This window comes from Acinetobacter sp. S54, from assembly GCF_016624945.1.
In the GTDB taxonomy this organism is placed as follows: Bacteria; Pseudomonadota; Gammaproteobacteria; order Pseudomonadales; family Moraxellaceae; genus Acinetobacter.
Genome location: NZ_JACVUI010000012.1, coordinates 70067 through 83443, shown reverse-complemented (window position 1 = coordinate 83443; position 13377 = coordinate 70067). Strand labels below are relative to the sequence as shown.

At 37.5% G+C, this 13377-nt stretch carries 12 protein-coding genes, 1 tRNA gene and 2 pseudogenes; 6 read left to right on the top strand and 9 right to left on the bottom strand.

Translation table 11 applies throughout. The annotated features are described in order from the left end of the window. From IAE20_RS16820 to IAE20_RS16810, 8 genes and pseudogenes are all read right to left on the bottom strand, one after another. Positions 1-183, bottom strand: a pseudogene (locus tag IAE20_RS16820) (hypothetical protein); the annotation flags it as partial. Positions 184-206: 23 nt separating this feature from the next. Further along, a complete protein-coding gene (locus tag IAE20_RS16815) occupies positions 207-557 on the bottom strand; it encodes a hypothetical protein (protein ID WP_227612141.1) in 351 nt (116 codons plus the stop codon). Next, positions 554-1114: pseudogene (locus IAE20_RS14045) on the bottom strand (hypothetical protein); the annotation flags it as partial. The pseudogene IAE20_RS14045 and the gene IAE20_RS16815, both read right to left, overlap by 4 nt. Positions 1115-1297: 183 nt before the next feature. Continuing rightward, on the bottom strand, positions 1298-2197 hold the full coding sequence (locus IAE20_RS14040) for a hydrolase or metal-binding protein (RefSeq protein WP_200460577.1): 900 nt from the start codon (positions 2195-2197) through the stop codon (positions 1298-1300). Between the two features lie 212 nt (positions 2198-2409). Further along, on the bottom strand, positions 2410-3453 hold the full coding sequence (locus IAE20_RS14035; RefSeq protein WP_200482544.1) for a YqaJ viral recombinase family protein: 1044 nt from the start codon (positions 3451-3453) through the stop codon (positions 2410-2412). 182 nt (positions 3454-3635) lie between these two features. Continuing rightward, a complete protein-coding gene (locus IAE20_RS14030) occupies positions 3636-4682 on the bottom strand; it encodes a DUF932 domain-containing protein (RefSeq protein ID WP_200460579.1) in 1047 nt (348 codons plus the stop codon). Between the two features lie 72 nt (positions 4683-4754). Then, positions 4755-5042 carry a hypothetical protein gene (locus IAE20_RS14025; protein ID WP_200460580.1) on the bottom strand — a complete coding sequence of 96 codons (288 nt, stop codon included), beginning with the start codon at positions 5040-5042 and terminating at the stop codon, positions 4755-4757. Between the two features lie 225 nt (positions 5043-5267). Then, positions 5268-5426 carry a hypothetical protein gene (locus IAE20_RS16810; protein ID WP_227611078.1) on the bottom strand — a complete coding sequence of 53 codons (159 nt, stop codon included), beginning with the start codon at positions 5424-5426 and terminating at the stop codon, positions 5268-5270. 355 nt (positions 5427-5781) lie between these two features. On the opposite strand from IAE20_RS16810, the gene IAE20_RS14015 reads away from it, so the two are divergent. The 3 genes from IAE20_RS14015 (at position 5782) to IAE20_RS14005 (ending at position 9809) form a co-directional block, all read left to right on the top strand. Next, on the top strand, positions 5782-6288 hold the full coding sequence (locus IAE20_RS14015; protein WP_200460581.1) for a sigma-70 family RNA polymerase sigma factor: 507 nt from the start codon (positions 5782-5784) through the stop codon (positions 6286-6288). Further along, positions 6281-7294 (top strand): FecR family protein, encoded by a 1014-nt coding sequence (locus IAE20_RS14010; RefSeq protein WP_200482545.1) that lies wholly within the window; start codon positions 6281-6283, stop codon positions 7292-7294. Before IAE20_RS14015 ends, IAE20_RS14010 begins: the two co-directional genes overlap by 8 nt. 100 nt (positions 7295-7394) lie before the next feature. Further along, positions 7395-9809 (top strand): TonB-dependent siderophore receptor, encoded by a 2415-nt coding sequence (locus IAE20_RS14005; RefSeq protein WP_200460583.1) that lies wholly within the window; start codon positions 7395-7397, stop codon positions 9807-9809. 462 nt (positions 9810-10271) lie between these two features. Here IAE20_RS14005 and IAE20_RS14000 read toward each other — a convergent pair. Then, a tRNA-Leu gene (locus IAE20_RS14000) sits at positions 10272-10358 on the bottom strand. Between the two features lie 181 nt (positions 10359-10539). Between IAE20_RS14000 and queA the strand changes: the two genes are divergently transcribed. From queA to IAE20_RS13985, 3 genes are read left to right on the top strand one after another with little or no spacing between them, the layout of a single operon-like run. After that, positions 10540-11580 carry a tRNA preQ1(34) S-adenosylmethionine ribosyltransferase-isomerase QueA gene (gene queA, locus IAE20_RS13995; protein WP_200460653.1) on the top strand — a complete coding sequence of 347 codons (1041 nt, stop codon included), beginning with the start codon at positions 10540-10542 and terminating at the stop codon, positions 11578-11580. 9 nt (positions 11581-11589) lie between these two features. After that, a complete protein-coding gene (locus tag IAE20_RS13990; protein WP_200460584.1) occupies positions 11590-12621 on the top strand; it encodes a hypothetical protein in 1032 nt (343 codons plus the stop codon). A gap of 18 nt (positions 12622-12639) precedes the next feature. Then, on the top strand, positions 12640-13206 hold the full coding sequence (locus tag IAE20_RS13985) for a LemA family protein (protein ID WP_200460585.1): 567 nt from the start codon (positions 12640-12642) through the stop codon (positions 13204-13206). Positions 13207-13377: the final 171 nt, after the last annotated feature.

Sequence of the window (13377 nt, the reverse complement as noted above, 5' to 3'; positions counted from 1 at the left end):
TTTTAATGCAGTTAAACAAACATCTAAATATTGATTATCTGTAATTTTTTTCGAATAGGTATTAGCATCAATATTAATAATAATTCCATTCCACTTAAAAAGCTTCCTAAATGTATCTGACTTACATGCCATATCGCTACTCAAATAATCAGCTTTACGATTATAATATTGAGGTGAGTACATAAAAACTCGAAACCCATCTTCCATCACAATATTATCTTTCCATTTTTTTTCATTAGCTTATCAATATCTCCAACTCTGATAGTAAGCCCATTAGCACCATAATATTCTCTTGGTATTAACCAAAAACGACCATTACGTTTCATTAAAGCATATTTACGAGAGTCAAATTTTGGTAGCCTGGCTATATCTTCACCTGTATATTTATCAAAATTTTCCGCAGCTTTACGTCTTTGATAATCCATTTCCCCTTTAATCGCTTGCTCCTGTCTTTTTTCTGTTAAAGGAACGCACTTATATAAAAGCCATGCTGTAAAAATAACTAGAAGTAAAGCCCATATAAAACCTTTTGATGGTCTATAGTTTTTTGTTTTCATTTTTCCACCTTTAATAATTTTTTTGGTCTCACTTTCTCAACCTCATTAAACAAACTAAATGTCTGATTCACATAATTCACCACACCTGAAATCTGATCCATATAGTGCATCAGCTCAGGTGTTTTCTCAGCCTGTAGCAGTTTTATCGTGCGTGATGGATCATAACCATCAAACTGACAATAAAATAAAGGTTCACCTCTTTTTAAGATCAAATCCTTTGATGTGTCATGCCATTCAAATGCCCACATCAACGGACGAGGCCAAATATGGATGGGAAACCGCCCACCAAAAATTGTGCCCGGCAAATGATTTTTACGGTAATGTCCAAAAGCATCCAGTTGAGTGAGATACACCACTTCATCAGCGATAAAACAATAAGGCAGTTTGAGTTGTAGAATTGGAATATTAGGAGTACGCCACTCATTCTCATTAACCAGTGTAATGAGCTCACGTAATTTATTTGTGCGTACGGGTGACTGCTCCCCCAATACATTGATAATAGAGGGCTTTCCTTGTGTATCTCTAGCAAAACGTAAATGAAAATCAATATGTACATTTTAAGTTATTTTTAAGTTTTAATTTCGTATATTACGCTTTTTTAGATTGTTTTCCATACAGAACTGTCTTTTATTTTTTAAGTTTATGACTAATGGTAAATGATCATATCGATAAATAAGTTTGACTTATTTAAATAAAAAAATGGGATATCAAAGTAAGGGAGCATAGGCTCCCTAATCAACTTAATTCACCGCTCTCACACTCTGCATTAATCCTTTGTGAATATCCTGCACATGGGTCAAATCATGGGCTTGCTGCTGTTCTGATCTGGATTCATCTGTATAGAACTCTTCAACAATATCTAGCCCCTCTTCACTATTCACCTCAAACCTTGCATTGCTATAACCTTGCCGTGCCACATAATCCAAAGCTTCCTGATAAAACCCACTCTGCTTACTTTGCTGATCAATTTCTTTTGCTGTTTGAGTTGCATGTTGAAGGTTGATACCATCACGTAGTGTTAAATCTACGTAATACACAGGAGTACGATAGCTTTGTGTGGTGGACTTGCCCCTCAAAGTCAATTGCAGTGGCAAACACGAGAGTAAGCCATTAGAAGCTGCATGGTAATAACTCAGTCGTGCTGCTAAAGTCCGAATGCTATTAAAACCTGTGGTTCTAAAGATAAAGGTGCCTAGTTCATCTGCTTCATCTAAATTGACATGTAAACGTCCATAAGGCTTACAGTGACCGCCTTGTGCTAATGAGCATAAATCAGGAGATGGACATGGATGTTGTTCTACCCCTTGGTTGGTGAGTCGCTGACACGTTTCACCATTGCCGACACAAACAGGTCGCCCTGTTTGTCGATCAAATAAACTGTACTCTGCTCGTAGATTGAGTTCAGGATCATTAAAGATCATGCGTACTGGAATGGTTCTGAGTTTTTGGTTTTGATTGGGTGCTTTAGCTCTGAGCTGTTCATCTAAAGGATGTTTCACCCAACCCTCTTTATTTTGGATTTGGCTGGTAATGGTAAATTGGTCATCCTTTTCAGGCAGACGTTTACCATTCTTTTCGACCACTTTACCGATACTAATTCTGCCGAGTATTGGCGGTGTAATCGCTAAACCTTTGATCATGTTGTTTGTCCTATAAATAAAATTTTACTGCATACCCCTTGTTATGTAAGTAAACAGAAATATGAAAAGCTACGACTTCGCAAAAACCGCCATTGTTGGTCTATCGCTCCTTCGGGAGTCGGTAGATCGGGGGTGGTTTTTTTGCGCTTTTGGGAAGAATGGATATTTCATCTATATATAGTGAGTGATATAGATGTATGGTTTAGATAGAGTCAGTCATCATCGCTATAGATTTGAAAACGTCGTGTCCCTGCTTTGTTTTGCGGAAATTCATTGATCAATTCAGGATGCAGTTTAAGTACCGCTTTGCTATCTAAAGCAATGGAGTCTTTAGATCGCTTCCATGTGACTGAACCTGTGGCAAAAGTCGCTCGTTCCGCATCCTTCATCAACATCTGAATTTGATGTTTGGTTTCATCAAAGTTGTTTTGGTGGATTTCAATGTGATGCTTCTCTTTCAACAATTGGCTAAATAATCGGTTGGCGTGCTCGTTTTGACTAAGGTCTTCCACGGTTAATGGCACATGTTGAGGGTAGAGCTGTTGAATGGCTTTGGCCGCCGATTCACTGGCATCGACATCAGGTGGTGTATCTTTTTCGACACATTCCCAAAAGTAACGTTCCGCATTAATGATGTGCTTAATCACGGTTTCACTGCGTGTGACTTTATAGATACGGCTTTCATGTCCACAGATCAGTACACAAATATGGGCTGCCTGTTTACCTGTCACAGCCAATTGATGTTGTACTTGGCAGAGTACATAGAGAGGCACACCATCTCGCCACAACTTTGCACCATGTTCACCTGCGGTTTTACATTCTAAAATCTGGACTTCATCACTGCCTACGACCGAGTAATCCAGATTCGCCAACATAAAATGCTTATCTGCTTCGGGATGTTGCAGCACTGCATTGATACGACGGACTTTATTGTTGGTGTGCATGCTGTAATATTCAGCGACTAAAGGTTCAAGTTGTTTGCCCCAATATAAAGGTGCATGACCTGAACTTTCATCTTCAATGGATTGTTTGACTCGTCCTGTCTTGATCATCCATAGTTCAAGCATCGACATATAGGGATTGAGTCCACACGCTGCGGCACAATCACTACTACCAATACCTTGTCGACGAACTTCCAACCATTCGGCTTGAGTCATGTTTTTAGTGTTGACTAAACGTTTTGCAGTAAACAATTTTGGGGCAATAAAAGGCGTACTTGCCTGTTGAAGCGATGGATTTAATATTGCTGTATTCATGTTTAATTCCTGATTTTTTAACGGTATAATTGGCGGTATAAAAGGATGTGGATCACAAAAAATCGGCATAAAAAAACCACCGCCGAAGCGATGGTTTTCATAATTTTTAAAATCTAAAATTATCTTTAAAAATGCTCAGTTAGGTCTAACTTTCCATGGCTGAAATTTAGTTTTTTACATGATCAAATCATGCTTAACGCTTGTTCCAGTCCTCGTTGTTTCATGGCTGCGCCTGCACCGAACCAAGCTGAATCAAGTCGATGATCGTTACTCATGGCTCGACGTTCGTGATCGATAAATTCCGTGATCGAACAGAGTAATCCATAGGCGGTATCTTTGGATGAAGAGAGGCTTGCACCTCGCCCCTGACCGTTAAACATCTCCATTGCTCGACTCATAGACTTAGCATTCGGTTCAGATTTTTCTTTTCCATTGGCTTGCGCTTGGGTAGCGACATCTCGATAGAACTGGATGATATTGTCCTCTTGGTCTGCAATGCTCATGCTACTCATGGTGGTGTTATTAAACACGGCATCGAAATAAGCAGCAGCTTCATACTGAGTGACTTTACGCTGACTCAGTTGTTTCATCTCATACATGTGTTCATCCCATGCACGCACAGAAATACCGAGTTGCTGTTTAACCTTGTCTGCATCAAACTTGGTACTGTGAGGGACTTTGACCACGCCTGCGCTGCTGTTTTGTCCTTTTAGGGCAATGGCTAAAGTGTTATTACACACCACTCGAATGGATGTAAATTGTGCCGTAGTTGCCAATGTTCCATCACAAGCAGTAGCAAGAAGAATGTAGCCATTGCTGACATCTTTGCCTTTTAACATCGATGTTTGTCCTGTACGTGCCAATGCCCAGAACTTTTTACCGCCTTTGAGCACGCCTGCGGTTTCCAGTTCAAAGCCTGATTGCTCAGTCAGGTCACGATAGAATTCTAAAATCTCTCTCGGCTGAACTTCCTGAAAGCGTTGACTGACGACTGATAACGGTGCATGAGTATCTGAACGATACAGAACTCGCTGTTCTTTATAAGGCATGATGATGCTTTGCCCCTTTTCATTCTGCGCTATGTAACTGACATTGGAAGATTCGATACGCCAATCCATGCCTGCTTGTTGTGCCCAGATTTCGATGGGTTGGTTTTGAGTCAACTGATTACCTAGACCATGCCACGGGGTTTCACCGACATAGGCCATTTGTTCAATTTGATGTGCCATGCTTTTATTCCTTTTAATTTGAAAATGAAATTTGAATCTGTATGAATGAAAAGCTGTTTAGCTTGAATTCATTTAATGCAGTAGATGACTTGGAAACTTTTGGTAGCAGTTATGGCAGAAACATAAATTCTGTTGTGATGGTGCGCTTTGTTCAGTGAATGAATTCAATACACTTCCCAAAACTGTTCCTGCGATTCCACCAACAATCGGCGGTAGATTAAAAGACTTTGCGACTGTGGTTCCCAATGCACCCAATGTGGTTGGGGTGACCAAATTAGATAAGGTGGTCGTTGATTGTTGTGTACTTGCTTCAACTAACATCACATTTGTTGAATGACAAAAGGGACAGCTCAAGCTCATCGCTCGACTCCTTAAATTTTGGGCATAAAAAAACCTGCTCAAAATTGAATGGCAGGCTATGTTTTCATATTTTCATGTGATCTCAAAAGAGCCTCATGATTCTCATTAGGATGTTATGTATTTGAAATTATTTGGAATGTAGTCATTATCGGAGTGATTCTTTACGAGCTAACATAATTACGACACTATCCATTTGAAAACTCAGCCAATTCAATTGATTTTGATTTACAAACTAGAAAGTACTGAATTAGCTAAATTTTGCAGTTCTTCTTCGATTAAGAACAAATTTTGTAAATCACCATTTAAAAGTGGCTCACTATCTAGATTTGTACAATCGCCCATACCATCCAGAATTCCGAGTACATTAGATGTTGTGTCTACCATGATCTGTCGAATGATCGTAAAAATACATCAGACTCTCTGGCAAGGCATCAAATCACTTTAATGCATTTTGCCAATATGAATCTGTGGCTTGTTCAACCGCTGTATGGTTGGAAAGCTCCTTGTAAATACGATTAATTAAAACTTTTTAGATGGATCAGGCAAAAGGTTTTTATTTAAATCAATTCATTCTGAGCCACAATGAAAGAAAGTTTGTGCCAAGAAGTTCCATCTAAAGAAGGGTTAGATCTAATTCACCCTTTTCTATTAAATAAGACATTCATTTTATTTAATTGCACAATGATGAGAACGAGGCTAAAATTGAGAATAATTATTATTTAAGAATTCCAGTTGCATTATGGCTAATCTTGTTGAGCATCTTTATCAAGACCATCATCAATGGTTATGTCATTGGTTGTCTAAGAAATTGCACAATAAATACACTGCTGAAGATATTGTTCAAGATACCTTTGTGACAATTATTGAAAAACCGCAGCAGATTCAAAACATTCAGGAGTATCGAGCATTTTTACTCACCGTTGCCAAACGCAAACTGTTTAATTTTTGGCGTAGACAAGATCTTGAAAGAGCTTATTTACAAAGCTTACAGGACGTTGGCATAGAACAGGATAGTATTGTTGCTGATCAATTATGCTTGATTCAAGATACTCTTATTCAGATTGATCAATTCTTGGATGGTTTACCCTTATCTGTACAACACGCTTTTTTACTTAAAAAACTGGAACTTTTAACCCACCCTGAAATTGCCCAAATTATGGGTATTTCTTTAGCAAGCGTTGAACGTTATATCAAACAAGCTACAATTCATTGTTTACTGCAACGTAAAACTATGCTGAATGATTAACGATCCATCCTCCCATACATCCAAACAAGACATAGATCCAGTGATGCTTAAAGCGATCGACTGGATGGTGTTATTAGAATCTGGTCTGGCAACCCAAGAAGATCATCAAAATTTTGCATTATGGTTAGATGAAAACACCAAAAATCAACACGTATGGCAAGAATTACATCAAAGTGTTGATCAGCCCTTTCAGCAATTGCAGCAACAGAGTCTAGATGCAAAATTACCGATTAAGGCAGTAACCCAATCTGTTCTACAGTCAAATAAACAACATATTAAACGAATGATTAAGGGTGGTATCTCTTTCATTGTTCTCATCGGTTTGGGTACTTTCGTCTGGTTACAACAAACTAGACCTCTATCATTTCTACAAGCAGATTATTACACCCGAACAGCAGAACAAAAACAGATTCAACTTGAGGATGGTAGCAGTATTACTCTGGCAGCGTATTCAGCCATCCGAATCGAGTATAGTCAACATAACCGGGATATTTATCTACTGGATGGAGCATTAATTGCTAATGTCAGTGCAGATAAGCAACGACCATTTATCGTTCATACAAAACAAGCGCACATGCAGGCACTTGGTACAGAGTTTATGGTCACTCAACATACCGATTATAGTGACTTGGCAGTACTAGAACATACAGTTAAAGCAAGTAATTTACATCAATTTAAAGTGGTGCAACAAGGTCACTCCATCCGTGTAGATCAATATCAGATCCATGAGCTACCTACAAAAGCTTCAAATATGGCAAGCTGGAAAGATGGCATTTTAGAGGTTGAAGATATGCCATTATCAGCATTTATTGATTTAGTGAAGCCGTATCATCACGGTACGATTTACGTGAGTGATGACATCAAAAATATGAAAGTTTATGGTGTGTTTTATCTGGATGATACAGATAAAATTCTGCAAGTCTTGCAAACCACACAACCAATTAATATCTATAAAAAGCTAGGACTAGTCTATATTTCCAAACAAGATCAGAGAAACGTGCAATAAAAAAATTTCAAAATAATGGTATCTGCTGAGGGGACTTGTCTTTCTCAAGTGACATATAAGGTGAACAACAAAATTTTAGTTGATTACTGGGGACAACCATATGCCATTTCATCGTTATCATGTACTCGCTTTTGCAGTCGTAGCATGTATGCATCAAACTGCATTTGCTCAAAGTTATATTTACAACATTCCGTCTGCCTCCCTGTCGCAAACTATGGCACAGATTGCCCGCCAAAATAGTGTTAGTCTGAGTGCTGATCCTGAATTATTAAAAGGCAAGATCGCCCCAACTATTAGAGGTAGCTACGATATCGATACTGCTTTCAATTTGGCCTTGGCAGGAAGTGGCTTACAACTCATTAAGAATTCTGATGGTACGGTCTACAGTTTGAAAAAGTTGGAACAACAAGAAAAGTCAGAAACCCGAAATGTGGGGCAGCTTAAAAAAATTGATGTAACCGCAACAACTTCTAGGAATAGTAATACAACCCAATTACCTGTCATCACAGTGAATGCTGAAAAAGATGGCAGTGCCAAAAATGGTTATCTAGTTAAAAAAATAACGGGGGTGGGACTTTGGGGAGAAAGAGACTTACAGGACACCCCTTATTCAATGACAGTAATTTCACAAGACTTGATTGAAAATGTACAAGCCAATGACATGGCACCAATTTTTAAGATGAATCCAATTACGCAAGATGGTGGTGATCAACCTTCAGGCAACTACAATACAGTCATTCGTGGTTTTTCCTCAAACAATGCAGTTATAAATGGAATACCTTTAGCAGATTTTTATAGTTTTACAACCATGGAAGATTTAGAAAGAATCGAAACCATTAGTGGTGCAACAGGATTTTTATATGGCGGTGGAAGAGTTGGTGGTGCGGTCAATTATGTGATGAAAAAGCCGACGCTAGAAAATAAAAGAAGTATTACTATAGGAAACTATGGGGGTAAACAATACTACGGACATCTAGATTTAAGTGGGCAGATAGATAATCAAAATATTTTTGGATATAGAATAAATGCCCTATATCAAAATGGTGATAGTGTTGCAGATGTTGGAAAAAAACAAAAATTTATTAGCTTAGCTTTTGATTATAAGCCAACAGATAATTTTATAATGGATTTTAACTATGCATATAGAGACTTAAATAGAATAAATCAAAAATTACCCTTTGTGATCGGAGCAAATACAGCTCGTCCAAAACTTGATGTCAGTAAAAATTATTCACCAGATTTTGTATCAACTGATGAAAAAAGTAATAGATTTATTAGTAGTTTAAAATGGGATATAAATAATATTTTTACACTTAGAAGTTCACTTCTTTATGAAACATCAGATAGAGATGTTATTGGTGATGCATTTGCTTATACAAGAACAGATGGTTTATATAATGCTTTACTATATCGCTTCCCAAAAGGTGGGCAAGGATTTGAAAGTTATGCAGGAAATGCTTATTTAGATAGTAAATTTGAAACTTTTGGAATAAATCATCTTTTAACTATTGGCTATTCTGAAAGTTACATGAAATATAAAAGAGATAGAAATTGGTATGTTGGTGATTATTGGTTAACTGAAAAAACATTAGATGAAATAAAAAATACCATTATTCCAGCAAATCCAAATCCACAGGGAGGAAGAGTAGCTAGTTGGAAAACACAATATAAAAATATATTAATAGGCGACGATATAGTATTTAATGACCAATGGAGTGCGCTAATTGGGGCAAACTACGCTACTGTAATAAGTACAAATTATAATAATGGTATAAAAGACTCAAAATATGATAAATCAGAATTAACACCGACATTATCTTTGATGTATAAACCCTTTGAAGATTTAACGACCTATGTAACTTATATAGAAAGTTTAGAAGCGGGAGAACCTGTAGGAGATGATTATAAAAATGAAGGTGAAATTTTAGAGCCATATAAAAGTAAACAATATGAAGTTGGAGCAAAATATACTCTAAATAAAAATGTATTATTAACTGCTGCTATATTTAGAATAGAAAAAGCAAATAGCTATGAAGATAACACAACCACACCCAAACCAACTTTGACCCAAGATGGTGAACAAATCCACCAAGGATTAGAACTCACAGCAACAGGAAAAATTACGGATAATCTAACTATTCTTGGCGGAACAACATTGATGGATTTAAATGTTGAAAAAGCTGAAAATAAAGCAATTGAAGGTAACAAGCCAACCAATGCAGCATCAAAAATGGCAAAAATCTATGCGGAATATGCTGTGCCTCAAATTGAAGGTTTAACAATTAGTGGTGGGGCGTACTATACAGGTGAAAAATACGGAAACAGCTTGAATACAGATAAAATTCCTAGTTATACTTTATTCGATATTGGGGCACGATATAGGACCCTTATCGCAAAATACCCAACTACTTTTAATTTAACATTATCAAATGTAACTGGTAAAAATTACTGGGCAAGCAGTACTTATTTAGGCGATCCGAGAACAGTCGCTTTTTCTGTTAAAACACAATTCTAAAAAATTCTATCCGTCTTATTTTATTAGCAGGGGCTAGAGGCATAACCACACAAAACTCGAAGCCCCAGTCCTTCCGTTATCTAGTACCCTGCCAACGAATCATTCTTAGTATCATAGACACAAAACAGCCTCAGTTTGAAACTACCTCATAGGCTTCTGGACTTATCGCATTTTGATACGAATGGCATTTAATCGGATTGTAAACATTTCAATAATAATCAAATACATCTGTACGTTCCATTGCTCAAAAATGGGTAGTAAGCTTGATTGTGTTACTTCAAATCGCTCGTCTAAGTGAATTAAGGATCGGTAATAAATACTGACAATTCAGAACATTTGGCGATAATAGAATAGATATGGAAATATTAGCAACTGTCTACAAAAGAGCTACAGATTAAGAGAAGTCTACAAAATTTGAAGGTTTAAAAAAATTAATTTTCTTATAACTTATTGATTAATAAGTGGTCCCGAGGGTCGGACTCGAACCGACACGTCATCGCTGACAGTGGATTTTGAGTCCACCGCGTCTACCAATTTCACCACCTCGGGAGAGTATGATGCTTGCTTTGTGTTGCGTATAATAGCGCGTTTAAAAAACTTGTCAACGATAAGTCTTTGACTATTGCCTACTTTTGCAGCAAACAAACTTTTATCAGGATAAAATCATCATAGCTCCCCTCCAAAAGCCAAAAAGACTATACTAGGCGCAAATTTTGTAATGTCCCGTATTATGCAGCTTTCAGACTTTAACTTTGATCTTCCTGATGAATTAATTGCCCGTTATCCTCTTGAGTCGCGTAGTGCCTCGCGTCTTTTACATTTAGACGATCAAGGTCAATATCATGATCGCCTATTTAAAGATATTGTAGATTTATTGGACGAAGGTGATTTACTGGTTTTAAACGATACCAAAGTCATGAAAGCGCGTTTAAAAGGTAAACGTGCAAGCGGTGGCGCAGTTGAAGTTTTGGTTGAACGTATGCTGGATCAAACCCTTGCACATTGCCACATAAAAGCCAGCAATACGCCTAAAGCAGGTGCAGAATTATTTGTGGGTACTGATGGTGTAAAAGTCACGGTACAAGGCCGTTATGAAAACTTATTTGTCGTGGAGTTCTCTGAACCTATCTTATCGGTATTGGATCGTTATGGACAACTTCCGATTCCCCCGTATTTTAATCGTGAAGCCGAAGCCATCGATACAGAACGTTATCAAACTGTATTTCATGATCCCGAAAAAATTGCCAGTGTCGCAGCTCCGACTGCAAGTCTGCATTTTGATGAAGCTCTGCTTAAGCAATTAGAGCAAAAAGGCATTCAAAAAACTTTTGTTACCTTGCATGTAGGTGCGGGAACATTTATGCCTGTACGAACGGATGATATTACAAATCATACTATGCATAGTGAATGGTGTGATGTACCTCAAGCAACTGTTGATTTGATTCAGCAAGCCAAAGCAAGGGGTAATAAAGTAATCGCCGTTGGAACGACCGCGACTCGTGCACTAGAAAGCGCGGCACAGGCTCATCAAGGTAAGATTGCAGCATGGACAGGTGATACCCAAATTTTTATCTATCCCGGTTATCAGTTCTGTGTGGTAGATCGTTTGATTACCAATTTCCATTTACCTGAATCGACATTATTGATGTTAGTTTCGGCGCTCTCAAATCGAGAAAATATTTTAAAAGCCTATCAGCATGCGGTAGCTGAAAAATATCGTTTCTTTAGTTATGGCGATGCAATGCTGATCGATCAAACCCAATCAAGGTAAATCATCACAATGCCAATCACGAGCGTACAACGCGCATTTCATATTCGTCGTAGAAAAAATGCGCATGTATTTCGTAATATCGCGCGACTCTGGGATATCGGTGAAAAAGCTGAAACGTACCAGCAAATTCTTGATCAACTGCATCCGTGGGGAGATATCCCCACTCTACGTTTTGATAATGGTTTGCCCAAGTTTCTGATGTTAATGGGTGTCATCAGTTTCTTGCTAATGTTTGCCCTACCTCACTTTGGATTTCCTTTTGCTTTGGGTCTTTTCTGCACCATTGGCTTATTTTTTCTGGCGTTTATTTTGTATGAAACAGATGATGTCATTGAAGAAGTCATTCGCTATTTGGAAGAAAAGTCGATTGAAACCCGTTACCATTTAAAATTTGGGCGAATCCCTGAACATTTACCTTTAGGTATGAGTTCAACCTTGTTGATTAATCAACTTAAAAACAGCTTTCCCCTCTTTAATAAAGGTTCCACCTCCAATCAAATTCCGTGGTATGCCAGTGCAAATATCAGTGATGATGAGAACCATCAATACCCTGCTTTTATTTTCCAATATATCTACATCGAAGAAACGCATATTCGTGATGCAGATGGAGACAAAGTGACTATTCGTCGTACAGAAAAAAATCAATGGGGCGTTTTTATCTTTGAGACAGAACTACGCGGACTTGCAGTGTCTAATTTACGTCGGGACATTGGATTCCCATACGAAGTCCGCTGGAACAGCAGTGATATCCAGATTAATCAGCATCTACAGATTTACGGGATAGATCAACTACAATTGGTCAAAACACTTACTCCTGCATTATTACTGCGTTTGTCTGATTTTTTTAAATCGCGTAAAGGTGAACTGATTTTCCATTCTCATCAAAATATGATGTGTTTTTTAGGGGATGCTAATTTATTTGAGGTGAGTTCCAAAACACGGGAAATTCAGGATATTTCAAGTTTACGTGGACATTTACGCACCTTTCGATTAAAACATTATGAACAACTGTGTTCTGATCTCAGTACTTTTTTAAAATAAAAATCTTGGGGATATACAATGGGTTTGTGGATTTTTCTGCTCATTATTTTAATCATTATTGTTTTTGGTATTTTGATTCGTAATAAAATTGTATTGCATTTTAATGCAACTAAGCGCGCATGGGCAGATGTCGCGACTTATGAACGGCAAAAATTAAAAGTATTGGATGAACTCACCCCCATGGTTGAACAATATGCCAGTTTTGAAAAAGGAACTTTGGAAAAAGTAACTGAATTGCGTCAGAGTATTCTAAATTTGAATGTCGAACATACAGACATTGCTCAGTTACAGCGGATTGAGAGTTTAAATAAAGAATTGATGCGTAGTTTAAATGTCGTGGTTGAGAACTATCCAGAACTTAAAGCCAATGAAATCTACTTACGCATGATGAACGAGATTGATGAGCAAAATGACAATGTCAGTGCTGCTATCACCATCTTTAACCGCAATGTCGAACTGTTTAATAATCATATTGAAGTGTTTCCAAATAATATGATTAATACCTTAACTCTAGGTAAAAAATCGATTCGCCCATTTCGTGATCATACTGCCGCACAAAGTTTTGATTATCGTCCTAATTTTTAAGTCGTTGATTTCTAGCCTTGAGTAATTGACTACTTCTTTAATTTACGCATAAAAAAATAATCATACATGCTGTTGATCGTACAATTTGGCTTTTTATCGCGCTTATAACATTTAGTAGTAGAACTCCACTCATAAATCTAGGAAAATAGCGCTCTTTATTTTAGCCATCAG